The organism is Litchfieldia alkalitelluris, assembly GCF_002153425.1.
GTDB lineage: Bacteria > Bacillota > Bacilli > Bacillales > Salisediminibacteriaceae > Evansella > Evansella alkalicola.
Window position 1 is genome coordinate 4,671,608 of record NZ_KZ119600.1, and the last position, 26,757, is coordinate 4,698,364.

The window sequence follows — 26,757 nt, forward strand, 5'->3', positions numbered from 1 at the left end:
CCTTGCTCTATTCGACAGTTTTGCGTTTTCATACATCAAATCTGTCGGTATTCCTTGCTCTATTCGACAGTTTTGCGTTTTCATACATCAAATCTGTCGGTATTCCTTGCTCTATTCGACAGTTTTGCGGTATCATACATCAAAACTGTCGGTATTCCTTGCTCTATTCGACAGTTTTGCGTTTTCATACATCAAATCTGTCGGTATTCTGGTATGAGTTTGGGGATTCCAAGATTCTCATACCTGATCAAGGGCTAATCTGGTATGAGATTAGGAATTTCTTGATTCTCATACCGGATCAAGGGCCGATCTGGTATGAGATTGGGGATTCCAAGATTCTCATACCTGATCAAGGACCGATCTGGTATGAGATTAGGGATTTCTTGATTCTCATACCTGATCAAGGACCGATCTGGTATGAGAATAAGGTTTTATTAAATCTCATACCTGATCAAGGGTCAATCAGGTATGAGATTGAGGAATTGATGAATCTCATACCCGATCACGGTGTTCAGTCCCCATTCCAAGAAAATGGAGACTCAACTCGAGTTTTCCAAAGAGTTCAGTCCCCATTCCACAATCATGAGCATCAAGTGATTTAATTAGATTAATTAAAATAAATGCTATATAAGCTTTGTACGGCTAAATCTACATGTTTACCCTCTACCCCAAACATCATGCTCACTTCAGATGATCCTTGGTTGATCATTTTAATATTTACACCTGTCTCGGCAAAAGCAGCTGTCGCCTTTGATGCTACGCCTACTGCCTGCGCCATACCTTCACCAACAACCATGACAAGAGCAAGGTTTCTTTCAATGTTTACATCATCGACCTCTAGCTCTTTCCTAATCCTTTCAATGACTCTTTCCTCTTTACCATTAACCAACTGGTGCTCGCGGATAATGATGGACATGGTGTCAATTCCCGAAGGCGTGTGTTCATAGGATATATGCTCATCCTCGAGAATTTCTAATAGATGCCTTCCAAAGCCAATTTCTCTGTTCATTAAGTATTTAGTAAGGTTAATGCTGCAGAAGCCTTTGTCACTAGCGATACCTACTACAGGTTGCTCTGCTGGCTGACGCTCTGCCACGATTCTAGTACCTGGCGCTTCAGGACGGTTTGTATTTTTTACAACAACAGGGACCTTCTTTTTAAAAACAGGTTCCAGTGCTTCGTCATGGAAGACTGAAAAGCCAGCATAAGCTAATTCTCTCATTTCTCTATAAGTGAGCTCCGTGATCTCCCGCGGATTGGAAACGAGATTTGGATTCACACTGTAAATCGAGTCTACATCTGTGAAATTCTCGTACTCCTCTGCCCCAATGCCTGCTGCCAAAATCGCACCAGTAATATCAGAGCCCCCTCGTGGAAATGTTACAATATCTCCTTGGTGGGAGTACCCAAAGAACCCTGGTACTACGAGAACGCCATCTCGATTTTTGAGTTCAGCTATTTTTTCATAAGACTCTTGTAAGATTCTCGCATTTCCCGGTTGAGCTGTTACGAAAAGTCCCGCTTCCTTCGGCGAAACATAATGAGCTTTTTCCCCTCGGCCATTTAAGTATGCAGCCATCAGCTTCGCATTATTATCTTCCCCGCTAGCCTTTAAAGCATCCATCAATCTTTCCTCGTCATCCTTATATGCATTGATTAGAGTGAGTAAAGAATCTTTAATGTCCTCTATCAAGCCTTCCTGTGAAAAATCTAGTCCCGTAATAATTTCCTCGTAACGGTCCAATACAACGCTTAAAGCCTCTTCTACTCCATCTTCCTTCAAAACACAACTTGTTAAGTTAATTAAGAGGTCAGTCATCTTTACATCTTGCTCGTGTCTTTTCCCCGGTGCAGACACTACGACAACTTTTCGATCCTTATCTGACAAAATAATGTTTGCTACCTTTTTAAATTGTGTTGCATTTGCTAAAGAGCTTCCTCCGAACTTTACAACTTTCATATCAGTACCCTTCTTTCTCTAACTGTTTCCACACAGTGTACATTTGTTTGCATTAGTATACTAAAATGTACTCCAATTGTCATTTTAATTTTTTCCAATAAGGGCGTGCTGATTCATATGTTTGGTAAAGAGGTGATCTTTGATATCAATTTAATAATAGTTAATACAAAGTGAGTAAGTTCGCACTGGATATTTATGTTAAAATTTGAGGTGAGGGAATATTCAGATGTTATTAGTGCCCTTAGGGAAGTTTTGCAGCTATTAGAAGTTGGGAGGCCTTTTGTTGGAAGAGTTGTTTGATAAGAATTCTAACTTTGAAAAAGGTAAGATATTCATTCTTGGGATTGACGGATTAAGCCGTTCTGGAAAAACTACATTTGTTAAGAAACTTATAAATCACCTCAGTGAAATTGATATTCCAATCTGCATTTTTCATATCGATGATTATATTGTGGAGAAGAAAAGGCGTTACAACACTGAATATGAACAGTGGTATGAGTACTATCATTTACAATGGGACGTCGAATATTTAAAAGAAAACTTGTTTATGAAGCTAAATAAATCTAGTGAGATAAATTTATATAAATATAATTACAGCACTGATCAACAGGAGTTACAGGTGGTGAAAATACCTAAAACCTGTTTCATTATAATTGAAGGGGTTTTTATTCAAAGGGGTGAATGGAGGGACTTCTTTGATTATATAATTTATTTAGATTGCTCTAGAGAAAAAAGGTTTTGTCGTGAAAGTGCCGACACTCAAAGCAACATTGAAAAATTTAAAAATAGGTACTGGAAAGCAGAAGATTATTACGAAAAGGTCGTAAAGCCAAAGCAACAAGCTAATTTAGTTATAGAGAATTGACATTAAATAGGGCTTGTGGATAGTTAGGGGGATATTATGAGGACTTCACTCAAAATTTTACTATTACTTTTCATTTTTTCCATATCAACAGCTTGTTCAAGTGATGATGCTGCAGAAGATCATATTATAGCAATCAAAGATGATGATGTAGTAGCTGTTGTGAAAGGGAAAGAAATTACATTAAAAGATATTCGTTCATTGTACTTTGTAGAAGATGAAGATATACCGATAATGGTGGAAAAGTTTGTACAAGAAGAAATCATGGTATTAGAAGCAAAAAGTATTGGAATTGATGTATCTGAAGATCTTGAATGGAGTATGGAATTAGTATTCCCACTTGGTAACAGTGGTAATAATGAGGAGTTTTTTGAAATTCAGGCAGATTATTTAAATATTACTGTTGAAGAGTATTACGATCAATACTTTAAGGAAAAAATTGAACGAGATGCTTATGTAAACCAATTAATTAACGAGAGACTAGATTTTTCAAATTATGATATTGATGATTCAGATTTAATAGAAAAAGAAATTTACGACTTTATTGCTAGTCTATTAGAGGAATATGAAGCGGATATAGAGATACTACTATAGCAAAATTGCTATGTTATGTTAAGCAGCCCACACTGAGAATAGTTTGAACTATAGATGATATTGATATTTAACATCTGAGAGGAACGAAGTAAATGTCAAAGGAAATGTTTGTGAAAATAAATAGTGAATATAAACTATATGCAAATTTTTTGGGAGAAAATCACGACGGAAAGCCAACAATTATAATGGACGCTGGTTATGGAGATGATTCGAAAGCTTGGGGTTCAGTAATTGAGGATATTTCAAAGCTTTCTAACGTACTCATTTATGATAGAGCTGGACTAGGGAAAAGTGAATCAAGTTCAAAGCCTAGAACTAGCTTTGAGATGGTACAAGATTTGAAGACGCTACTAATTGAGGCTAAGATTCATCCGCCCTACATATTAGTGGGTCATTCATTTGGTGGAGTTAATATGCGAATTTTTGCAACTGAATATCAAAAAGATGTTAAAGGTCTCGTCTTGATTGATTCTACACCAGAAGATTACAGAAAAAGATTTCTCCCGACCATGCCGCAAGATTTTCAACAAGCATACAACAAGCAATTCACCTCTGAATGTAATTATGATGATTTTATGGAAAGTTTGAAGCAGTTAAAAGAAACAAAAATAGAATTAAATATACCTCTTATTGTTCTTTCAGCAGGCAGCAAAACTCATTATTCACAGGAATCACAAAAGCTATGGAATGAAATGCAGAGAGAGATTCTTGAAATATCATCTGAAGGAGAATTGGTTATTGCAGAAAACAGTACCCATTATATACAAAATGACCAACCGGAAGTGGTTATCAGTGCAATTAAAAGCTTAATTGATAGTGTTGATGATTAGGTTGCGTGAGTTTCACTTCAATGAGGATTTCAGAAACAGGTTAGGATTAACAGTGTTTATATTTTGAAGTTCTTGTTTTGAATAGGAAAAGGTGGAAGATCACATGCATAATAATAAGTTTGATGAATTTATAAAAATAGCTAAAAAGCTCAATGGGATCAATATAGTTCCATTGTTAATGGGTTCAGTTGGTTTAGAGCTAGTTACAGGGAAGAGTTGGAATGCCCAAGACTTAGATATTCATGTGCCAGGTGATAAGAGAGGATGGGAAGTACCACCGGAACTATCTATATTTAACTGGAATGAAATAATGCAACTTATGGATTCGATGGGATATAGCCTGATAGATTTACATGAGCACGAGTTTTTCAAGGAAGGCTTATTTTCAGTTGAATTTGGTATTATTGATACTTTGCCAGACTTTGCGGGAGTACAATTAGAGGATCTAGAATTACACCGAAAGGGAGAAGTAGAGTATTATCTGCCAAATCCTGAGCAATATCTAGCTGTTTACAAGTCTTCATCAGTTGATAGTTATCGAGCCAATAAGAACAATAACAAAGACTTACTTAAAATAGATTTCTTAAAAAATATGATCGCGAGTAACATGTAAAGGCACGGAAATCTCCGTGTCTTTTTTATTGATTGTTTTTCCATATCTAATATAACTCACTTTGCAATTTACTTTTCCCTTCCCTAATATGATAGGTAGGATTATTAACAGGAGGGGTATGCGATGAAAATCACTTTTCTCGGGACAGGTTCAGGAGTCCCAGCCAAGCATAGAAACGTTTCATCTTTCGCATTACAATTAATGAACAAAACGGGATCCATCTGGTTATTCGATTGTGGAGAAGCAACACAGCACCAAATTTTACATACCCCAATAAAAACACGAAGAATTGAAAAAATATTCATTACTCATCTCCACGGAGATCACATCTATGGCTTGCCAGGTTTATTGGGAAGCCGATCTTTCCAAGGCGCAGAAGAACCATTAACCGTGTATGGTCCACGTGGAATTGAGGAATTCATCCAAACCTCATTAAACGTTAGCCAGACTTGTTTGAAGTATCCATTAGAAATCAAAGAGCTGCGTGCTGGGGACATTCTGATGAATGACGAGGAGTGGTGTGTACGCTGCGAACAGCTTGAGCATGGCATACCATCCTTTGGGTTCAGACTCGAACAAAAGGATACACCAGGTCCACTACTTATTGAAAAAGTGAAGGAAGCAGCCATTCCCACTGGGCCCCACCTCAAACTTCTTAAAGAAGGAAAAGACATTACGCTAGAGGATGGTAGAGTGATCCGTGGCAAGGATTTTGTTGGTCCCCCTAAGCCTGGGATGATAATCGCCGTTTTAGGAGATACGAGATTTTCGGAAAAATCTATTCAGTTCTGTATCGGTGCCGACCTAATTATCCATGAAGCCACCTTTAGAAAAATGGACGAGCAGCTCGCCAACGATTATTTCCATTCCACCACTGTGCAAGCTGCTGAAGTGGCTCTGAAGGCAGATGCGAAGATGCTAATCCTCAACCACATTAGCTCAAGATACCAATCACCTGATATAGAAGAACTCCTTCATGAAGCAAGGGAGATCTTTCCAAATACTTTCATTGCAGAGGACTTTAGTACTTTTAATATAGGTTGATGAAAATTAGTGATTAGTAAATTAGTAACGACAGTTTTGATCCTTCAAAACAAAAAACTGTCGATTAGAACATGGATTATCGGCAGTTTTGATCCTCGATAACGCAAATCTGTCGATTAGACCATGGATTATCGGCAGTTTTGATCCTCGATAACGGAAAGCTGTCGATTAGACCATGGATTATCGACAGTTTTGATTCTCCAAAACAAAAAACTGTCGATTAGAACATGGATTATCGGCAGTTTTGATTCTCCCAAACGAAAATCTGTCGATTACAGCATGGATTATCGGCAGTTTTGATCCTCGATAACGGAAAGCTGTCGATTAGACCATGGATTATCGGCAGTTTTGATCCTCGATAACGGAAAGCTGTCGATTAGACCATGGATTATCGGCAGTTTTGATCCTCGATAACGGAAAGCTGTCGATTAGACCATGGATTATCGGCAGTTTTGATCCTCGATAACGGAAAGCTGTCGATTAGACCATGGATTATCGGCAGTTTTGATCCTCGATAACGGAAAGCTGTCGATTAGACCATGGATTATCGGCAGTTTTGATCCTCGATAACGGAAAGCTGTCGATTAGACCATGGATTATCGGCAGTTTTGATCCTCGATAACGGAAAGCTGTCGATTAGACCATGGATTATCGGCAGTTTTGATCCTCGATAACGGAAAGCTGTCGATTAGACCATGGATTATCGGCAGTTTTGATCCTCGATAACGGAAAGCTGTCGATTAGACCATGGATTATCGGCAGTTTTGATCCTCGATAACGGAAAGCTGTCGATTAGACCATGGATTATCGGCAGTTTTGATCCTCGATAACGGAAAGCTGTCGATTAGACCATGGATTATCGGCAGTTTTGATCCTCGATAACGGAAAGCTGTCGATTAGACCATGGATTATCGGCAGTTTTGATCCTCGATAACGGAAAGCTGTCGATTAGACCATGGATTATCGGCAGTTTTGATCCTCGATAACGGAAAGCTGTCGATTAGACCATGGATTATCGGCAGTTTTGATCCTCGATAACGGAAAGCTGTCGATTAGACCATGGATTATCGGCAGTTTTGATCCTCGATAACGGAAAGCTGTCGATTAGACCATGGATTATCGGCAGTTTTGATCCTCGATAACGGAAAGCTGTCGATTAGACCATGGATTATCGGCAGTTTTGATCCTCGATAACGGAAAGCTGTCGATTAGACCATGGATTATCGGCAGTTTTGATCCTCGATAACGGAAAGCTGTCGATTAGACCATGGATTATCGGCAGTTTTGATCCTCGATAACGGAAAGCTGTCGATTAGACCATGGATTATCGGCAGTTTTGATCCTCGATAACGGAAAGCTGTCGATTAGACCATGGATTATCGGCAGTTTTGATCCTCGATAACGGAAAGCTGTCGATTAGACCATGGATTATCGGCAGTTTTGATCCTCGATAACGGAAAGCTGTCGATTAGACCATGGATTATCGGCAGTTTTGATCCTCGATAACGGAAAGCTGTCGATTAGACCATGGATTATCGGCAGTTTTGATCCTCGATAACGGAAAGCTGTCGATTAGACCATGGATTATCGGCAGTTTTGATCCTCCAAAACGAAAATCTGTCGATTACAGCATGGATTATCGGCAGTTTTGATTCTCCAAAACGAAAATCTGTCGATTACAGCATGGATTATCGACAGTTTTGTTCCTCGATAACGCAAATCTGTCGATTAGACACACGCAATAACGACATTACTAGTTCTTCTTGCTTCGGTTTTGTCGTTAAAACACTCAAACTAACAACTTTATTAGATTAGTTGCTATAAAATCCCCCAGCAAACATAAAAAAGCTGATCTAAGGATAGGAAAGCATCACACCTCAGATCAGCCGTCAGCCTTTAGCTGTCACCCATCAAGCACCAGCCAAAACACATATCAATATCAAAACCCCATCAACCAATTACCCTACCAACCAATTATCCCATCAAAAATCCCTTCTTCAACAAACCGCGCCTTCTATAAATCGTATTCCCACTCTTCCCTCATTCTCAAATAAAGAGCTAACAGAGTGTTTTCCAACTCTTCAATACTTTTCCCTTCATACACAAGACCGATTTTTTCAAAAAGGACCTTAGCCATCTTATTGGTAAATTCCCATCTTTCCCCAGTAGGTAGCTGACAAAAGCGATCACTATATACTTTCAGAAGCTTCCATTCCTTTGAACCGAGTGATTTGATCGCCCATTCGTCCACTGCAATGTCATCTTTAGTTATTCCTCTGCGAGCGATCTCTAGATCTAGTTTGGATTCCTTCTTCACCTTCTGTTTACCACGCTCGTGCACGACTAATGTGCCCGCTACAACGTCACCAAGTCGTTTATGGTCTGGGTGGAAAAAAATCATTAAAATCCCTAACAAATAGGAGGTTGGCAATGAATCTATGAGTCTCATGAAATTACGAATGAAACTCGATAATAGGGTGATGCTATGTCCATTGTCTTGGATTACTCTTATTTTCAGCACCTTTTTTCCGACTGTTCTGCCACCTGTATAATATTCTAAAACTAAGAAGTAACCAACATTAATAAGAAAAATAAGTATAATTGCAATTGCTATAGGTACAGCTGGTGGTGCACCGATCATGAGGCTTTCTAGAGCCGCCATGGAAGCAAATGCAAGTAATAATACAATAATGCTCAAGACAATCATGATCACTTGATCAATCATGAAAGCTAAGGCTCTGCTGCCTAACCCTGCAGGTTGAAACTGCAAAGATACATATTCAGGTGTTTTAATCGAAATATTCTTATCTTGCATTTATTTGCACCTCAGTTATTGGATAATATTTACTACAGTGGTAGTATAATAGTATCACAGACTTATATAATAATTAATATATGTAACGACTTCACCACAAAGCACAAACATACCAATCTTAATTGAAGGAGGACTATTAGTGAACGTTAGTCAATTTGTTAAGAACCATCGCGAAGATTGGAATCAATTAGAAGACTATATCTCCACGCTACATAAAAGAAAAACCAACTTAAGTGGTGAAGATATTGATACATTCCATAAGCTTTATTTAAAAACAGCGCAACATTTATCTTACAGTCAAACTCATTTTAAAGAAGAAGATGTGACTGCATATTTAAACGGACTTGTTGCTAAAGCGCATAACCTTTTATATAAAGATCAAACGACTAGTATGAAACAAATGAGATACTTCTTTAGTACAAAATTCATTGGGTTGCTTGGTGCCCAATGGAAGTTTTCCGTCACGGCCATGCTCTTGTTCATTCTCGGTGGCGTTGGAGGATTTATATCCGTCATGATAGATCCACTTCATTTATATTCTGTTGTACCTGCTGAAATGGCACAAGGCGTGGTGGATCCTGAACAGCTTGGAGCAAATCACGACATGATTGATGCCTCTCTTATGTCCACGAGTATTATGACCAATAATATACAAGTAGCTATCTTGGCTTTTGCTGGAGGAGTAACCTTTGGCCTGTTAACCGTCTATATACTCATTTTCAATGGACTATTAGTAGGTGCCTTAGCAGCCCTTTTCTGGCACTATGACATGACATATGAATTTTGGGCATATATTGTTCCCCATGGCATGATAGAACTTGTTGCGATTTTTATTGCTGGAGGAGCAGGCTTGCTAATGGGATATAAGCTATTCGTACCTGGATCATATTCAAGAGTTTACCAATTAAAGGAATATGGAAAGCGGTCCGTACAATTACTTTTAGGTACAATACCGCTCTTCATCATTGCAGGTGTCATTGAAGGATTTATTACCCCTGCTTCCATCTCCCTTGAAGCAAAATATATTGTAGCTATTTTAACCGTCGTTGGCCTGATCCTTTATATTGCCTTAGGATATGCCTTTTTGAAAAAAAATCAGATAAAGGAAAATATCGATTTTTGAATCATGTGATTTTTTGTGAAAGGTACGAGACTCCTGCGGGATGGAAGGCAAGGGTGAGACCCCACAGCTGCGAAGCAGCGAGGAGGCTCACCAGCCGCCCGCGGAAAGCGAGTACCTGTAACAAAAAATCAACACCAAATATAGTTAAAATAACCTTTTAAAAAGAGAAGCTACAGTAAACCTCGATTCATAGTATCGATATAGTGGGAAACTGCTGTGCTAGCAAGCTTCTCTCCTTTGGCCTCCAGCATATGGAGGCCTTGCTTTTGCCACCTATTTTTTTCCCGCATGATAAAAAGCAGTTGTTGCTGTGCAATGCTTTTCACCATTGCTGAACGAACTTCATCAGGAGCGCTCTTCACTTTCTCCCTCAACATTTCGTCTTCGATACCTATCATTAAAAACATATGTCGCTTTCTCAATCGTTGCAAATAGGCAAGTGTACTATCCTCATATAAGAATGTTTGAATATCACTAAATAATAGTAGTAAGCTCCGTTTGTTTTGTACGGATTGCAAATAATTTAATACTGCTCCATAGTTTGACTCAACTGGATCCACTTGCAGGTGATAGATAGCCTGCAGGATTGTTTGAAGATGGTCCATTCCTTTTGCAGGAGGGACATACACTTTCACTTCTTTCGAAAAAGCAACGACTGATACGTAGTCTCCATTTTTCAAGGCAGCTGCCGTGACCGTTAATGCCGCTTCTAGCGCCTTTTCCAGTCGGTTACTCTCTTTTAGTTCTGCCCCCATCATACGTCCACAATCTACTAAAATCGTAATATACTTCCCACGCTCTGGTTCATATTCATTTGTCATTACTTCCTGTAGCTTTGCCGTTTGCCGCCAATTAATTTTTCTTGGGTCATCACCAACGACATAGTTACGGACCTTCGCAAATTCGCCGACTCCACTATTTTGTTTGCGAATTTTTACACCTTCATGTAATAAATACTGCTGTGCATTTTTTAAGTAATCCTTTACAGAGCTTAGATCGGGAATAACCTTTACCGTTTCTTCTAAATGGAATGAAGTTTGCTTTTCCCACAAACCAAATCCACTGCTGTAACGGAAATACAACTTATTAATCTCATACTTACCTCGAACAGGCGCTTTTGTTTCATAAGTAGCCTCTTCTTGAGACATAGCTTTCGCAGCACCTATGAAAGGGAAGGGCCTCATAAATGACTGTGGGATACCATCTATAAATCTATAATTCATAGAATGATCCGAGTCATTTTTTACGACTACCTTTACGTCATACGCCAGTCCCCGTTCCAGCTCACTAGGTATGATTCTCTCTACATGAAGATCCTTCCTTTTAGGTATATAGGCTAGATCTATGAGACTTACTAGGAAAACAACCACATTTATAATGAAAATAAACGTCCATGATACACCTAGAAAGGCAGTAATGAAGAGAAATCCGGAAAATGCTAACATGAACAATACTAGCTTTTTTGTTGGAATGATCCCCCTATCTCGGAACAGGAACCGCTCCCACCAACTCATTGATGATTTGGTCAACAGTCGCCCCCTCCAATTCCATATGTGGAGATAATTGTATTCTGTGTCTTAACGCAGGCTTAGCTACCACTTTTATATCATCTGGAGTCACATAATCTCTACCATCTAAATATGCCCATGACTTTGCTGCTTTCCCAATTGAAATGGCTGCCCTTGTACTTGCACCATAACGAATCGACTCGTTTTCCCGCGTTTTTCTCACAATGCTCATAGTATAGTTTAGAATATCATCGCTTACGTTTACGGCTTCAATATCGTTTCTAATCTCTAGAAAGGTATCTAAATCAACGACTGCCTCTTCGTCATTACTTCCAACAGCCATCGTGTTCTCCAATACTTGCTTCAATACATTTTGCTCTTCCTCAAAAGTTGGAAATTCAATATCCAATTTAAATAGGAAACGGTCCTGCTGTGCTTCAGGTAAAGGGTATGTTCCTTCAAATTCAATTGGATTCTGTGTTGCGACAACGAAAAATACATCGTCTAACTTGTATGTTTCCCCTTGAATAGTCACCTGCTTTTCTTCCATTGCCTCTAGTAGCGCTGCTTGCGTTTTAGCAGGCGTACGATTAATTTCATCAGCCAATAATATGTTTGTAAAAATTGGACCCTGTATTGTTTCAAATGTACTATCTTTCATGTTGAATATTTTACTTCCAGTAATATCACTTGGAAGAAGGTCTGGCGTAAACTGTATTCGGTTGAAAGTCCCCCCAATAAGTGTAGCTAAAGTTCGTACCATTTGTGTTTTCCCAGTACCTGGTACACCTTCGAGAAGTACATGGCCCCCAGATAATACGGCAGCAAGTAATAATTTTAAGTTCGTGCTTTGTCCTAATATTTTTTCTTCATAGCTTGATAACAAGGATGTAATTTGATTCACCCTTCTTCCACCCCTTTCCTTAACTGTTCCAATTTTTTCGACCATAATAAGTATTCTTGTTTACTAATGCTTTCCTTCCTCAACACATTTTCTAGACCTATTAAGAAAGGTTCAATTTCACTTTTTGGCACGGTGGTCCATTTTCTTTCTAGCTGTTCTTTCATATCTAGCCACTCTGTATGCGTTGGAATTCTCCAGTGCTCTTGAAGCAACATTTTTATATATTGAGCTTGCGTGTTCAAGGAGTCTGTTAAACCCTTTTCTCTTAATCTTAAATACCAAGCAGCTAAAGCAGTAATTCTCTCATCACTAAATCTTACAGTCTCTTCCCTTGCTTGTAAGATAGGGCCAAATCTTTTTCCACGGTACCACAGCCATAATAAGGTTACAAATGCGCCCTGTAACAACAACACTAAAAAGCTTTTTGGATATAGTGTTGTAATGGATGGTGTTGCTCCATGAATGTACTCATCAAAGATGATTTGTCCCCCATCCTCTAATCCTGTACTTAATAGTTCTAGGATAAGTGGGACATGGTCATAATCTAATATCACATCATTCATTAGCCATTCCGGAGTGTTCGAAATGATCAGACTCCCGTCACCAAGGGGGCGCTTTACTGCTATCGCACCATATTCATCTTGTAACAAAACTTCATCTTCTGCTTCTAATTGAATCCTAACATCTGAATAAAGTGTCGCCTGATACTGTGAACCGTCTATTGATTCTAATTCGGCCTCTTCTTGACTCAGACCACTATATTCAACTTTTACATCAAACATCCCCACAGGATTATTACTAAAAAGCAATATCGTATTCCCTGCATTAATATAGTCCATATAGCTAGCCATTTCCTGTTCAGGTGGAACAAAAAATGGTTCAACCATTAGTAAAAGATCACTTTCCCCTTGCAATAAGAATGGTTCATTCTCCCATCTAGTCACATTTCCATACTCGTTTTCTAAATATGTATAGATAGCCTTTGTTCCACTTTGGGAAGGAGACTGTGAGACATATGCCGGGTACTCCTGGGGCTGGTTTGAATGACTGATATAGTTACCTAGTATGAATAATAGAAGGATAAGGACCCATATCCAAGTCCATCTATTGATCAATTTTCCCTTCAAAGCCTTCCCCCCTATTTAATTTCAACTTTCTTCCTATTTATTTCTAACCATTGAACCGCCTGTGATTGGTAGGACATGTATTCCTCTTTTGATATTTGTCTCTCCCCATATGTGATTTGATCAAAAATAAGGACAAACTCATAGAAAAACTCTGCACTATCTTCGTTTACTTTTCTTAGTTCCTCATAGTACTCCCAATTTGTTTTCCAAATCCTTGCTTCAAGCCAATTTATATCATGAAAATACAACAAAAGGGCTAAAAACAAGTGCCTTGCCGCTTGTGAATAATCTCCGAGCTCCTCCTGCTTTTTCGATTCACTCAAATGCATGTCAAACGACCAGTTCTTTTCTTTTCTATTTTGAAGTGGTTTATTGTCACGGTATAACCTTTTCCGATTAAGTGTCCGCACTGTGAAAAATAAAACCACACCAAGAATAAGAATAATAGCTATTATAATCAAAATAAATATGATGCTAGATACCGTTGTTGACGTTTGGATAGCAGGGAATAGTCTCGCTAGCTGCTCCATGACCCATGTTTGAACAGTATCTATTAATCTCGTTAAAAAACCTCTTGTATCCTCATAATATATTTGATATTCCCTTTGATTGAGGATTTCCTCGAGCTGTCTTCTTGCTTCTTCAGGTTCGCCCAATGCTTTCACCTGCCTTTCAATCTCGATCTTTACAAAAAATATTTTTTTCTGCTATTTCATAATATTAAATTGACTCGATTTGTATTTAGGTGATGACTAAATATGAGCATAATCAATACAAGGGTTGATGAGACCTGCGCAAACTCCCTTTCCTCGGGCGGCTGGTAAGGCGCTTCGAGCTTCGCTGTGCAGGGTCTTACCTCTGCCTTTGATCCCGAAGGAGTCTCCCTTGCTCCGGTCTCATCAACTTCCTTAAAGATAGGACATTACCAAATTTGAATTATTTTTTGGCTCTGTTAAACTTAGATGTTGATTTTTTGTTACAGGTACTCGCTTTCCGCGGGCGGCTGGTAAGCCTCCTCGATGCTTTGCATCTGCGGGGTCTTACCCCTGCCTTTAATCCCGCAGGAACGAGCATAAACATCACGAGTATGCTGCGAGTTGTCTCGACGGATACGCTACGAAGCATTTGCTCGTAGAGGAAGAGACAGGTGTACCTTCCACAAAAAATCAAAAGTGGTAAATTCAACATTATCCTTTAACAGAATTGTTTTTTTAAAGCTTTGTTTGCTCGTTATTGTAATCATCTAGTAGTTCTTTCAAATCATCCGCTTCATGCCGTGCCTTTAAATCTGTATACATAACAGAGAATCCTACGGAAAATATCATCGTAGTAAATATTAATACGAGATTACTAATGAGGAGAAACAACACACTATACCCCAGGATAACTCCAAATGAAAGTTCCACAGCAGTTGAAATGAAGCCGATAATCACATAAAAAATAATGTACAATCCGAACGACGCCCATGTTCTTCCCTTAGATAAGTTCCAACTTCTCCCTAAACCTGGTGAAACTTTGTCTAATACAACGGAACCTATATAAAAACTCCAGCGGGTAGTCAACAGTCCAAGACCTAATATGACACCAAAGAACATGATAAAAATCAAAAGGACACCGAAAATAGGGTGAATCGCGACACCAATAACACCTGAAAATCCTGCTGCAAAAACTGTGGCCAGGATAAGCCCAAAAAGGATGAGAAAGAACAATAGATTACTTAATAATAGGGGCCAAAAGCGAGAGAACGCACTTTTAATTACGCCACCAACCGTATATTCTTCTCCTTTTCTAATATGATTTACAGCAAATAGGATTGCAGCATGGGCAACAGGATAGAGGAGTAACATTAGAAAAGCCATAATGACAATCCAAATATCTGCTGCCGTTGTAGATATAGCACTTCCTGCATCTTCAAATCCTGTTAATAGTCTCTCAAACCAATTGGAACCACTACCCGTTTGACGGAAAAAACTCATCCCTAATGATAGATTAATAATGGCGTCCAATATGTAAATTGGGGCAATAAGAAGGAAATAAATCTTCATAAAGTTTACAAAGTGACTCTTGCTTAGTTTAAAAGTCACATCCAAAATTTCGCCAAAATATTTTGGACGATTTAACATGTTATTCATCTGAGCACCTCCGCATTTTTTACGCATGATATGTATACTGAACATTTTAACATTTATTAGGAATTTTTTGACTAATTAAGATCAATTCCCACAAACTTAATTTTTATTTATTGAAAAAGCAAGATTGGATACAATAGTTGGATGGACTTTTGAACTTGAAAGTGCTGCCTTATCATTTATATGCTAAAATACATACAGTAATTAAACTTTAATACGCTAGGAGAAATGATCTTGGATAAGAACTTACTTAGGGGTACTGCTATTCTTACTGCAAGTATTTTCATCTCAAAAATTCTGGGTATCATATACATTTTCCCATTTCAGGCGATGGTAGGGTTAGAAGGACTTGCACTTTATACTTATGGATACAACCCGTATACCATTTTCCTTAGTTTATCAACACTTGGAATTCCAATCGCTATATCGAAATTCATATCAAAATATAATGCTTTAGAGGACCATCAAACTGTGCAACGGCTTTTCCGATCAGGAATAATAGTCATGTCTATTACAGGCTTAGTAGCATTTTCACTCTTGTTTTTCCTGGCCGAGCCAATTGCCCGTCAATTCTTAAACACAGATGATTTAGGGAGTAACTCCATTTCAGATGCGGTATTTACCATTCGAATGGTGAGCACTGCATTACTGATTATTCCAATCATGGCTTCCATTCGAGGATATTTCCAAGGCTTTGGAATGATGGGACCTACTGCGATCTCTCAAGTCATTGAACAGCTAGTCCGCATCGTTTTCATATTAGTACTATCTTTTTTAATTCTAGAAGTTTGGAATGGAGAAATTAGTAGTGCTGTCGGCGTGGCCATGTTCGGAGCATTTGTAGGTGCTGCTGGCGCGTTAATCGTTCTTATTTTATATTATGTAAAAAATAAAGATAGCCTCATAAAAATGAATGAGACTGCACCAGCTAAAGAAAAAATACCTTTGAAAAAAATGTATAAGGAGCTCCTTTCCTATGCATTGCCAATATCCTTTGTGGGACTCGCCATTCCACTTTATCAATGGATCGATTTAACTTCATTTAATAGTGCCATGACCCAGGTTGGATATGCCATGGAGGAGGCTGAAATGTACCTTGGTGCCTTTACACAAGCAGTGCACAAGCTCATTTTAATTCCTGTATCCATTGCAACAGCCATGTCGTTAACGATCATACCAACTGTCACAAAAGCATTTACAACAAAAGATTACGACACGCTTCAAAAGCAAATTACGCAGACATTTCAAATAATATTATTCTTTGCCCTACCAGCTTCTGCTGGGCTAATCTTACTGTCTGACTCTGCATATGGATCTTTATATTCCCTTTCTGATATTCAAATTGGGGGAGAATTACTAAGATATTATGCACCAGTCGCCATTCTGTTTTCCCTCTTTGCAGTATGTACTTCCTTACTGCAAGGGATCGACCGCCAGAAGTTTTCTGTGATTGCATTATTTGTAGGTCTCTTATTCAAATACTTGTTTAATACGCCTTTTATTACATGGTTCGGTCCAATTGGTGCTGTCCTAGCGACAGGAGTAGGTTACAGTCTCTCGTTGGGCATCATTCTATGGACAATTGGAAAGTATGGTCCATACAACTACAAATTTATTTTAAAACGCCTTTTATTGATAGGGATGTTTACGGCAATCATGGGGATTGTTGTTATATTGATTCGCAATGGCTTAGGTATCTTCTTACCACTTGAAACAAAGGTGAATGCTTTTACCATTCTGATTGTATCAACCACAGCTGGTCTTGCCGCATACATGTTTTTGACCATCCGATCAGGTCTAGCAGGTCAAATATTAGGACAGCGATTTAACTTTTTGAAAAAAAAGAAGCAGCGCGCAACACAATAAGTCGTTTTCTCTTAGGTAGTGAACTAAAAACTAAACAGAAAACGAATCTAATTCACTACAGAATTTGTCTCGTTTTTAATTTTAAAAAACACATCAATTTTTCTTTTACCTTTACTTAATCTTATGTATTATTAGTTACGTGAAGCTGCTTTTAAAGTCTAATATAATAGACTTCTAACTAAGGGTGAATTTTAATGAATAAAAGGGAGAGATTTTTTGAGTAATAAGAAGGAACTTTCAATTAAAGGAACGGTAAGATTAGAAGACTTTACAAAATATAATGATTATCATTCTAAAAAAACTACCAATGCCTATTTTTTCTTATTCTTCTTTTGTTATTGGGCAATTTTGCTCCTACTAGAGCTGTTAATGCAGGATAATTTTTTGTTTTATATTCCTAAGTGGGTTCTAGCATTGATTATGTCCCTAATAACCATTTATAGTGTTAAGAAAAGCATTAAAAAGCGAGCGATTAAAGAGTATGAAAGTGACCAACGTATTAAAAATGAAATCAGTTATACGTTTAGTAACGAGGGGATCAATCAACATGCAGGATTATCAAACAACTTTTATGAATGGCGTGAAATTTACTTAGCAAAGGAACATGAAAAGATGTTTCTTTTGTACACATCAAAACATAAGGCGATCATTTTACCGAAACGTTTCTTTGAATTAAATGATGATATGGATTTATTTAAGATGATTGTCTCTAATAATATAGTAGAGTCAAGTAAAATGAAGCTTAAATGATGTTCTTCCACAAAAGGGGAGCTTTAGACAGATTATGAGTTGCGATGATGCAGCTCATTTTTATATACCTAGAATTGGAAAACGGTGGTATAATAATGAATGTAATTTTTCAAATATTCGAAAAACAAGAACCTAATTGACTAACAGGGAAAAATGAAGAGCTAATTTAGATCCAGCAAATATTATCAAAAATTTTATTTTTGGGATTTGGAATGAAATAAAATTAGAGTTCATGCATTTATATATTAGGAGAATGGTGTAATAGAGGAGGAGTTCTTATGGAAAAAGGTAATATTACGGGAATTGCAACGACTATGGTAGTCAAGGATGTAAAAGAATCCGTTGAGTTTTACAAAAAACTTGGGTTCAAACATGAAGTCATTGGCTCTAATCCAGCACATCACCATGTTCATAGAGACAAACTTACAATTATTTTTCACCCAACTAATAAAGAAGAGGAAATTCGTCCTGGTACATCATATGTGGACAGTGAATTATATTACTTTGATATTTATTGTTACGTGGACGGATTAGATTTACTAGTAAATGAGATTAAATCCAACGGAATAGAGATTGTCCGTGGTCCTAATTATTCTGAACATTGGAGTGAGATAACCATAAAGGATATAAACGGATATTGTATAGCATTTGGAGGCGGAATAGCAGACAGACAATTACTAAAATTTTGACTCTGTTAAAGGATAATGTTGATTTTTGAACATTATTGATTTGTGTGAAAGGTACGAGACTCCAGCCGGATTAAAGGCAAGGGTAAGACCTCGCAGATGCAAAGCATCGTGGAGCCTTACAGCCGCCCGCGGAAAGCGAGTATCTGTAAAAAAATCAACATCAAAGTTTAACAGAGCCTATTGAAAAAGAAGGAGAGAACGACATGAAAAAAGTCATAATAGGAACTATTTTTGTGTCGGTGATGACTTTATTATCTGTGAGTATATATTATTCGTTTTTTTCTTGGGTTAGGTATAATAATAAACCGCAATTCGTTCCTGATTTCTATTTTTGGGGTATTGTGTTGTTTTTTATAGTAGTAACCTTTTTATTTGGTAAATACGTTTTGAAAATCAAAAAAAGTACTTCGGTAGTTACTGCTGTATTGCTTGCGACATCTATTATTTATGCAGATTCGAAAATAGACGACGAGTATGGACATATATTCAATGATTATTATCAGTATTATCCAAATGAAAGTTTATTGAGTTTCGGAAAATATACAGAAATAGAAGGTAATTTTTTTACTATTATTCGAACGTTAAATGCTGATGGCATTTCTGTGGAAAAAATCAGCGGGAACAATGGAGACCAACAACTAGGTAAGCAAAAAATTTACTTGGTAGATGGTGAATATTACATTGTTTTTGATTGGGAAGAACTAGTGGTAACGGAAACGGCAAATAAAAAGGAAATATCTGTTATTCTAGAAGAACAAGTAGGTGAAGAAATTTTATCGATAATAAAAATGCAAGGTAATTTTCTAACAGCTAGGTTGGGAACGGGTCAAATAAAAAATTACTCGCTTAGAGTAAAAAATAATCAGATTGAATTGAATCCAATCTAAAAAAGGCAATACATAAGTGACCTAAAACGAGGAGTCGTTGCTGTGTGTCAATAAAAATGGAGTTTCATCTTGAGTCTGCACGTGCTGAGAAAAATTACGAAGCGACAATGGTATTGAATGAACTTGTTTCCGATGAAACCAGATCAATAAGAAGAGGAGAAGAATTCATTCTTTCATTATTGGAAAAAGAACTAGAGGAAATTTCGAACGCACTTTGGGAGTTATTAAAAAATGCCAGCATCGAAGAAACAAAGAAAAATGTCAATGAACTTTGCGATGAAATCGACAAATTGAATAATGCAGTAAAAAGATTTTCGGCGCTTTTATTGGATTGATTTGTTTTATAAAACATTTACCAAAGATATTTCCATGGAAGCGAAGGAACGGTTAGCTACAACGCCTACACGTGTAAGTAAATATAAAGGTGTTCCTCCGCATTTTGCAGAAAATGTTCATTTTTATGAACTTGTTTTTCGTACAATAACAAAGGCTAAAAAACGAATAGAATAGGCTAGGACATTGAACTGCTTTTGTCCTAGCCTCTTATTTATAGTTTTAGCCTACGTACTTTTCGAGTGTTTTACGTACTGCACCTGGGCCCGCAAGCATTTCGTAGAACATGCCTTCAATTTTTTCACCCAAGCCGATTTCGTAAAGGTTCACTCCACCGAAAATAGACTCTCTAGATAAGATATCTTTCACGTTCGAACTTGTATCTCCTAGTTTTACCCCTTCTAAAGAAGCTTGTAAAGTCTCAAGTAATGGGTCTGGGCTCAATGTGAATTCATTTCCTTCATCGTCCACACCTAGAAGATATCGGCACCAAGTGGCAATCGCCAATGGAATCGCAGTTAATGATTCTGGGTTTAAATCTTCACGCTTCACATAAGATTTAATTGTCTCCCCGAAACGGATTCCTACTTTTTGTGAAGTGTCAGTAGCAATTCGCTGTGGTGCATCTGGAATGTATGGGTTAGCAAAGCGCTCGTTTACTACTTCGTCTAAAAATTCTTTCGGGTTAATAATACCTGGATCAACTACTACCTCAAGACCCTCATCATAACCGATTTTTTCAACGAGTTTCTTTAAGGTTGGGTCCTTCATCTCATCTGCTATCAGCGTGTATCCAAGTAGGCAACCAGATACTGCCAGAGCAGTGTGAAGTGGGTTTAGACAAGTTGTTACTTTCATTGTTTCAATGTTATTAACAGTGTCTCTATCTGTAAAAATGATTCCTGCTTTATCTAGAGCTGGTTTTCCATTTGTAAACTTGTCCTCAATAACGAGGTATTCACTCACCTCAGCGTTTACAAACGGTGCTGTATATGTGTTTTTAGAAGTAACGATGACTTCCATATCCTCAATGCCTAGTTCTTCCAAGGATTTTTTGACCGTCTCAGAAGGGCGAGGTGTGATTTTATCAATCATAGATAATGGGAAAGTAATCTTACTTTCATCCTCTAGATATGAAACAAAGCCTTCTTCAACAAATCCTTGTTTCTGCCATTCCTTCGCCATTGTTAACACGGATTTTTTAAGGATATCTCCATTATGTGAACAGTTATCCATGCTCACAAATGTCATTGGATATTGTCCTTTTTTATATCTGCGATAAGCGAGACCTGTCACAACACTCATGGCATGAATTGGACTTTCTGGTCCATTTTCAATATCCTTTTCTACGATTCCTAAGTATTTGCCTGTTGGGTCTGTTAAAGAATACCCTTTTTCAGTAATTGTAAAGCTTGCCATTTGAAGACTAGGATTTTCAAAGATCTCTACTAGGCGATTAACATGTGCTGGACGGTTTTGGTCAGCTGTAATCCCTTCTACAATACTGTTTACTACCGTTTTTTCAAATTCGCCATTCGCTTTCATTGTAACTAGCAATGTTAAATTATCATAAGGCTCATACACCTTGTCAATCATTTCAAAATCAAAAGTTTCAGCAGCAACGATACCAGTGTTAGCATGTTTTTCATTCAGTAACTTTTGATGTGCATTTGCTACGAACCCCCTAAAGATATTACCAGCACCAAAATGTACCCATTCAGGGTTTTCCTTTGTATTTTGTTGAACTTCTTCTACATTAAACTGTGGTAGCTCAACCCCTGCTTTTTCCCAAGCAGCTGTATCTTTGGTTATGCCTTCTTTCGTTAAACGTAACATAGTTTCCAACCTTTCTTCTCAAACTAATTTCATACATTTCTGTACGATTTAATTAACCGTTTACATCCTTATATTATATCTTAAAAAAGCATATAACGGAAAAAAATATTGTAACTGTTTTAACAAGTCCCTCAATTCAAATCATGTTGCGGATCTGTTGTTGAGAATATGAAAAGTCAATTGAGAAATGAAAATACTTAGAATATATGTTTTTTTCTTTGTAAAACAGGCAACAATGGTAACAGCAAACAATTCAAACGTTATTAAGTGGCTAAAATACTCTAAATTCAATGTAAACCTTTTCACATTAGCGACACAATTCGTTTCTCTTGACAAAGAATCGACACTATACGATAATGAGTATCGAATTAGAATTATTATCATAAATAACTTTTCAGTTTTTGCTTATACTGAAAAGGTATTTCATAAAAGAACATTATTTTAGGAGGAGTTTTATTATGTCAATCATTGGTACTGAAGTACAACCATTCAAAGCACAAGCATTCAAAAATGGAGAGTTTATCGAGGTTTCTGAAGAAAGCTTTAAAGGTCAATGGAGCGTTCTTTGCTTCTATCCTGCTGACTTCACTTTCGTATGTCCTACAGAACTTGAAGATCTACAAAATGAGTATGCAACTTTAAAAGAGCTTGGTGTAGAAGTTTACTCTGCATCTACTGATACTCATTTCACACATAAAGGCTGGCACGACAGCTCAGAAACAATTGGAAAAATTACTTATGCAATGATCGGTGACCCATCACAAACACTAACACGTAACTTCGATGTTTTAGATGAAGAGTCTGGTCTTGCTGATCGCGGTACATTCATTATCGATCCAGATGGTGTAGTACAAGCTGCTGAAATTAATGCAGGAGGCATTGGCCGTGATGCAAGTACATTAGTAAACAAAATTAAAGCTGCACAATATGTACGTAACAATCCAGGTGAAGTTTGCCCAGCTAAATGGGAAGAAGGCGGAGAAACACTTAAGCCAAGCCTAGATCTAGTAGGTAAAATCTAAGGAGTGCGTTAAATGGTACTTGATAAAGAGATAAAAGCACAATTGGATCAATACTTGCAACTTATGGAAGGGGAAATCCTTCTTAAAGTAAGTGTTGGTGAAGATAAAGTTTCACAAGACATGCTTGAGCTTGTGAATGAGCTTGCTTCCATGTCTTCAAAAATTTCTTTTGAGAAAGCAAATCTCGAGAGAACACCTAGCTTTAGCGTAAATCGTATTGGGGAAGATACTGGTGTAACTTTCGCTGGAATTCCTTTAGGACACGAATTTACATCACTAGTTTTGGCACTTTTACAAGTAAGTGGTAGACCTCCAAAAGTGGAGCAAAGTGTGATCGATCAGATTAAAAGCATTGAAGGCAACTACCATTTTGAATCGTATATCAGCTTAAGCTGTCATAACTGTCCAGACGTTGTACAAGCTCTGAACTTAATGAGTGTTGTGAACCCTGGCATTTCCCATACGATGATTGATGGTGGTGCATTTAAAGAGGAAGTCGAAGCTAAAGACGTGATGGCTGTTCCAACTGTGTTTTTAAACGGAGAGCCGTTTAGTAGTGGAAGAAAAACTCTTGAAGAAATCTTAGCTGAAATTTCTGGTGGAGCAGATGCATCAGAGCTTTCTGAAAAGGATCCATTCGATGTTTTAGTAGTAGGAGGTGGTCCTGCTGGTGCCAGTGCAGCAATTTATGCAGCACGTAAAGGGATCAGAACAGGGATTGTCGCTGAACGCTTCGGTGGCCAAATTATGGACACTTTAAGCATCGAAAACTTTATTAGCCAAAAGTACACTGAAGGTCCTAAGTTAGCTGCAAGCCTTGAAGAGCATGTAAAAGAGTATGATATTGATGTCATGAATCTTCAACGTGCTAAGCGTCTTGAGAAAAAGGATTATGTTGAAATTGAACTTGAAAACGGCGCTTTGCTAAAAAGTAAGAGTGTCATTATCTCAACAGGTGCTCGCTGGCGTAATGTCGGTGTTCCTGGTGAACAAGAGTTCAAAAATAAAGGTGTAGCATACTGCCCACACTGTGATGGTCCTTTATTCGAAGGAAGAGATGTTGCAGTAATTGGTGGCGGTAACTCTGGTATTGAAGCTGCTATTGATCTGGCAGGAATTGTGAATCACGTAACAGTGCTTGAGTTCATGCCTGAATTGAAGGCTGATGAAGTCCTTCAAGATCGTTTATACAGCTTACCAAACGTTACTGTCGTTAAAAATGCACAAACAAAAGAAATCACAGGCGATGACAAAGTAAACGGTATTACTTACATCGATCGTGAAACAAAAGAGGAACACCATGTTAAACTAGCTGGTGTATTCGTTCAAATTGGTCTAGTACCAAATACTGAATGGTTAGACGGTGTAATCGAGCGTAACCGCTTCGGTGAAATTGTAGTTGATTCCCACGGTGCGACAGATGTTCCTGGAGTATTCGCTGCTGGAGACTGTACAAATAGTGCATATAAACAAATCATTATTTCTATGGGATCTGGAGCTACAGCTTCACTAGGTGCATTCGACTATCTCATTCGCCACACAACAGAAGAAACAGTAGCTGCGAAATAGGCATAGCAATAGCATGTGAAAAGCATAGGCATGGCGACTTGCATAATATTCAGCACAAAACCGGGGAAGGATTCTCGGTTTTGTGTTTTTTTGTTTGGGGTATTTTTTAGTGGTGTTGCTGTATGAAGTGGTGTTTTGTAAAAAAGCTAATATTTGTTTTGTTTTAAAAGCTCTCATTTTTTTAAAACTCGTGGATAAGGTAATTAAAACTTGTTTTTGTTCGAACCCGCTTTATCGACCGTTTGCTCTGCTTAAACTTCTAAACTGTCGGTATCAACTCCCTTTATCGACCGTTTGCTCTGCTTAAACTTCTAAACTGTCGGTATGAACCTGCTTTATCGACCGTTTGCTTTGATAAAACTTCTAAACGGTCGGTATCAACTCCCTTTATCGACCGTTTGCTCCGCCCAAACTTCTAAACGGTCGGTATGAACCCTCTTTATCGACTGTTTGCTCTGCTTAAGCTTCTAAACGGTCGGTATGAACCTGCTTTATCGACCGTTTACTTTGATAAAACTTCTAAACGGTCGGTATGAATCTGCTTTATCGACCGTTTGCTTTGACAAAACTTCTAAACTGTCGGTATAAACCCCCTTTATCGACCGTTTGATCTGATAAAACTTCTAATCTGCCGGTATGAACCTGCTTTATCGACCGTTTGCTCCGCCCAAACTTAAAAACGGTCGGTATGATCCCACTTTATCGACCGTTTGCTCTGCTTAAACTTCTAAACTGTCGGTATGAACCCACTTTATCGACTGTTTTATCCGCTCAAAATTAAAAATAGTCGGTATGAACCCACTTTATCGACCGTTTTCTCTGACAAAACTTCTAAACTGTCGGTATGAACTCGCTTTATCGACTGTTTTCTCTGCCCAAAATTAAAAACGGTCGGTATCAACCCCCTTTATCGACCGTTTACTTTGACAAAACTTCTAAACGGTCAGTATCAACTCCCTTTATCGACCGTTTGCTTTGACAAAACTCCTAAACTGTCGGTATGAACCCTCTTTATCGACCGTTTTCTCCGCCCAAACTTAAAAACAGTCGTTATTACCATGCTTCAAACAGTTTTTTACATAAAGGGGACTAGTTCTTGTTCATCGTAGCTTTCAAGCTTGCCCATTCTACAAATCAAATCAAAAATCAAATACGCGTACTAACAGCGCCTATTGTAAGCTGTAAGATGGACCACAGCGCAGTTAGATTTTGAATCCACCAAAAAATTCATGTAGTATATAGTTACCATAAAAGAACTAAGGATAGTGATCATATGCGAATTAATAAATTTATTAGCTCATCAGGGAAAACTTCACGTCGTGGTGCAGACAAATTAATAGAAGAAGGAAAAGTTACCATTAATGGGAAACGCGCTGAAATTGGGAGTCAGGTTGAACCTGGGGATGAAGTATATGTGAATGGGGAACTTATACGAGTAGCAAGGGATCTTGTCTATATCGCATTAAATAAACCAGTTGGCATTACAAGTACAACGGAAAAGAAAGTAAAAGGAAATGTCGTTGATTTGGTGAACCACCCACAGAGAATCTTTCATATTGGCCGGCTTGATAAGGATTCTGATGGCTTGATACTTATGACGAATGATGGGGACATCGTTAATGAAATATTGCGTGCAGAAAATAAGCATGAAAAGGAATACATCGTTACTGTAGACAAGCCTGTGACGGCTGAATTCCTTAAGGGAATGTCACAAGGCGTTGAAATACTAGGAACAAAAACCCTTCCATGTGAAGTAGAAAAGCTATCTAAATACGTATTTAAAATTATTTTAAGACAAGGATTAAACCGACAAATTCGCCGAATGTGTGCTGTGTTCGACTATCAAGTACTTCGCTTACAAAGAACTCGGATTATGAATATTCATTTAGGAAATCTTGCTCCAGGACAATGGAGAGATTTAACAAAGAAGGAACGCAATCAATTATTTAAGGACCTTAATTACGAACCAAAGGCTTGGTAACTTAGTCCACATCATCACAGGGCGCGTGCAACATCTTATTCTTCTACTTAACAAATTAACTGTATAGCTTGTTTAATAAAGCCTTTAATTCTTTTAAAAATAAGAGTATCAATACGAATATCATAAGAATAATACTCAAAAAGTAAGGTACGTTAACCATTGTATCAGCACGAACAGTTCCGAATTTCCCTGGTGGGGTGCTCACCCCTCCCATGTTTGGAACATAATTAGCTATTGCAAGATGGACCATTCCAAATAACAATATAGAAATCCACCACTCGCCCCTAAAAAAGTCAGTTTATTCTGTTTATTTAT

The 26,757-nt window shown here is 37.9% G+C and carries 24 protein-coding genes and 1 pseudogene; 15 read left to right on the forward strand and 10 right to left on the reverse strand.

Annotated features, from left to right (window positions below; all coding sequences use genetic code 11):
• The coding region (locus tag BW724_RS22070) for a hypothetical protein (protein ID WP_205160379.1) at positions 1-602 on the forward strand (602 nt) is incomplete at its 5' end.
• Positions 603-607: 5 nt separating this feature from the next.
• Here the strand turns inward: BW724_RS22070 and BW724_RS22075 are convergent.
• Entirely contained in the window at positions 608-1,960 is a 1,353-nt protein-coding gene (locus BW724_RS22075) for an aspartate kinase (RefSeq protein ID WP_088077238.1), read from the reverse strand.
• A 283-nt stretch (positions 1,961-2,243) separates the two neighbouring features.
• Here BW724_RS22075 and BW724_RS22080 point away from each other — a divergent pair, with 283 nt between their 5' ends.
• The 5 genes from BW724_RS22080 to rnz all read left to right on the forward strand — a co-directional run bounded on the left by BW724_RS22080 (position 2,244) and on the right by rnz (position 5,903).
• Positions 2,244-2,825: a kinase gene (locus BW724_RS22080; protein WP_235849045.1), complete on the forward strand. Its 582-nt coding sequence runs from the start codon at positions 2,244-2,246 to the stop codon at positions 2,823-2,825.
• A 36-nt stretch (positions 2,826-2,861) separates the two neighbouring features.
• A complete protein-coding gene (locus BW724_RS22085) occupies positions 2,862-3,416 on the forward strand; it encodes a hypothetical protein (RefSeq protein ID WP_088077242.1) in 555 nt (184 codons plus the stop codon).
• Positions 3,417-3,508: 92 nt separating this feature from the next.
• Complete coding sequence (locus BW724_RS22090; protein ID WP_088077244.1) at positions 3,509-4,246, forward strand: alpha/beta fold hydrolase; 738 nt, start codon at positions 3,509-3,511, stop codon at positions 4,244-4,246.
• 103 nt (positions 4,247-4,349) lie between these two features.
• On the forward strand, positions 4,350-4,859 hold the full coding sequence (locus BW724_RS22095) for a phosphoribosylanthranilate isomerase (RefSeq protein ID WP_088077246.1): 510 nt from the start codon (positions 4,350-4,352) through the stop codon (positions 4,857-4,859).
• Between the two features lie 123 nt (positions 4,860-4,982).
• Positions 4,983-5,903 carry a ribonuclease Z gene (gene rnz, locus BW724_RS22100; protein ID WP_088077248.1) on the forward strand — a complete coding sequence of 307 codons (921 nt, stop codon included), beginning with the start codon at positions 4,983-4,985 and terminating at the stop codon, positions 5,901-5,903.
• Between the two features lie 2,014 nt (positions 5,904-7,917).
• Here rnz and BW724_RS22105 read toward each other — a convergent pair.
• Positions 7,918-8,718 (reverse strand): RDD family protein, encoded by an 801-nt coding sequence (locus tag BW724_RS22105; protein ID WP_088077250.1) that lies wholly within the window; start codon positions 8,716-8,718, stop codon positions 7,918-7,920.
• 139 nt (positions 8,719-8,857) lie between these two features.
• Between BW724_RS22105 and BW724_RS22110 the strand changes: the two genes are divergently transcribed.
• Positions 8,858-9,841 carry a stage II sporulation protein M gene (locus BW724_RS22110; protein WP_088077252.1) on the forward strand — a complete coding sequence of 328 codons (984 nt, stop codon included), beginning with the start codon at positions 8,858-8,860 and terminating at the stop codon, positions 9,839-9,841.
• Between the two features lie 170 nt (positions 9,842-10,011).
• On the opposite strand, the gene BW724_RS22115 is transcribed toward BW724_RS22110, so the two are convergent.
• The 5 genes from BW724_RS22115 to BW724_RS22135 all read right to left on the reverse strand — a co-directional run bounded on the left by BW724_RS22115 (position 10,012) and on the right by BW724_RS22135 (position 15,512).
• Positions 10,012-11,370 (reverse strand): DUF58 domain-containing protein, encoded by a 1,359-nt coding sequence (locus BW724_RS22115; RefSeq protein ID WP_235849046.1) that lies wholly within the window; start codon positions 11,368-11,370, stop codon positions 10,012-10,014.
• Entirely contained in the window at positions 11,321-12,298 is a 978-nt protein-coding gene (locus BW724_RS22120; RefSeq protein ID WP_088077254.1) for an AAA family ATPase, read from the reverse strand. The genes BW724_RS22115 and BW724_RS22120 overlap by 50 nt, the downstream gene beginning before the upstream one ends.
• Positions 12,250-13,380, reverse strand: coding sequence for a DUF4350 domain-containing protein (locus BW724_RS22125; protein ID WP_088077256.1), 1,131 nt, complete (start codon positions 13,378-13,380; stop codon positions 12,250-12,252). Before BW724_RS22125 ends, BW724_RS22120 begins: the two co-directional genes overlap by 49 nt.
• An 11-nt stretch (positions 13,381-13,391) precedes the next feature.
• Positions 13,392-14,036: a DUF4129 domain-containing protein gene (locus BW724_RS22130; protein WP_088077258.1), complete on the reverse strand. Its 645-nt coding sequence runs from the start codon at positions 14,034-14,036 to the stop codon at positions 13,392-13,394.
• 555 nt (positions 14,037-14,591) lie between these two features.
• Positions 14,592-15,512 (reverse strand): hypothetical protein, encoded by a 921-nt coding sequence (locus tag BW724_RS22135; protein WP_088077260.1) that lies wholly within the window; start codon positions 15,510-15,512, stop codon positions 14,592-14,594.
• A gap of 225 nt (positions 15,513-15,737) precedes the next feature.
• Here BW724_RS22135 and BW724_RS22140 point away from each other — a divergent pair, with 225 nt between their 5' ends.
• The 3 genes from BW724_RS22140 (at position 15,738) to BW724_RS24190 (ending at position 18,814) form a co-directional block, all read left to right on the forward strand.
• On the forward strand, positions 15,738-17,375 hold the full coding sequence (locus BW724_RS22140; protein WP_235849047.1) for a putative polysaccharide biosynthesis protein: 1,638 nt from the start codon (positions 15,738-15,740) through the stop codon (positions 17,373-17,375).
• A gap of 216 nt (positions 17,376-17,591) precedes the next feature.
• Positions 17,592-18,125 (forward strand): YcxB family protein, encoded by a 534-nt coding sequence (locus BW724_RS22145; protein WP_088077262.1) that lies wholly within the window; start codon positions 17,592-17,594, stop codon positions 18,123-18,125.
• Positions 18,126-18,403: 278 nt separating this feature from the next.
• Positions 18,404-18,814, forward strand: coding sequence for a VOC family protein (locus tag BW724_RS24190; RefSeq protein ID WP_088077264.1), 411 nt, complete (start codon positions 18,404-18,406; stop codon positions 18,812-18,814).
• On the opposite strand, the pseudogene BW724_RS24490 reads toward BW724_RS24190, so the two are convergent.
• Positions 18,810-18,854 (reverse strand): annotated as a pseudogene (locus BW724_RS24490) (hypothetical protein); the annotation flags it as partial. The gene BW724_RS24190 and the pseudogene BW724_RS24490 overlap by 5 nt on opposite strands.
• A gap of 163 nt (positions 18,855-19,017) precedes the next feature.
• Between BW724_RS24490 and BW724_RS22155 the strand changes: the two are divergent.
• Positions 19,018-19,701, forward strand: a complete 684-nt coding sequence (locus tag BW724_RS22155; RefSeq protein ID WP_088077266.1) for a hypothetical protein — start codon at positions 19,018-19,020, stop codon at positions 19,699-19,701.
• Positions 19,702-19,745: 44 nt separating this feature from the next.
• Positions 19,746-20,036: a hypothetical protein gene (locus tag BW724_RS22160; protein WP_088077268.1), complete on the forward strand. Its 291-nt coding sequence runs from the start codon at positions 19,746-19,748 to the stop codon at positions 20,034-20,036.
• A 220-nt stretch (positions 20,037-20,256) separates the two neighbouring features.
• On the opposite strand, the gene BW724_RS22165 is transcribed toward BW724_RS22160, so the two are convergent.
• On the reverse strand, positions 20,257-21,870 hold the full coding sequence (locus BW724_RS22165; protein ID WP_088077270.1) for a mannitol dehydrogenase family protein: 1,614 nt from the start codon (positions 21,868-21,870) through the stop codon (positions 20,257-20,259).
• Positions 21,871-22,328: 458 nt separating this feature from the next.
• On the opposite strand from BW724_RS22165, the gene ahpC reads away from it, so the two are divergent.
• The 3 genes from ahpC (at position 22,329) to rluF (ending at position 26,442) form a co-directional block, all read left to right on the forward strand.
• Positions 22,329-22,892 carry an alkyl hydroperoxide reductase subunit C gene (gene ahpC, locus BW724_RS22170; RefSeq protein WP_088077272.1) on the forward strand — a complete coding sequence of 188 codons (564 nt, stop codon included), beginning with the start codon at positions 22,329-22,331 and terminating at the stop codon, positions 22,890-22,892.
• A gap of 12 nt (positions 22,893-22,904) precedes the next feature.
• Positions 22,905-24,461, forward strand: a complete 1,557-nt coding sequence (ahpF, locus tag BW724_RS22175; RefSeq protein ID WP_088077274.1) for an alkyl hydroperoxide reductase subunit F — start codon at positions 22,905-22,907, stop codon at positions 24,459-24,461.
• Positions 24,462-25,734: 1,273 nt separating this feature from the next.
• Entirely contained in the window at positions 25,735-26,442 is a 708-nt protein-coding gene (gene rluF / locus BW724_RS22180; protein WP_088077276.1) for a 23S rRNA pseudouridine(2604) synthase RluF, read from the forward strand.
• Positions 26,443-26,497: 55 nt separating this feature from the next.
• On the opposite strand, the gene BW724_RS22185 is transcribed toward rluF, so the two are convergent.
• Positions 26,498-26,704 (reverse strand): hypothetical protein, encoded by a 207-nt coding sequence (locus tag BW724_RS22185; RefSeq protein ID WP_235849048.1) that lies wholly within the window; start codon positions 26,702-26,704, stop codon positions 26,498-26,500.
• Positions 26,705-26,757: the final 53 nt, after the last annotated feature.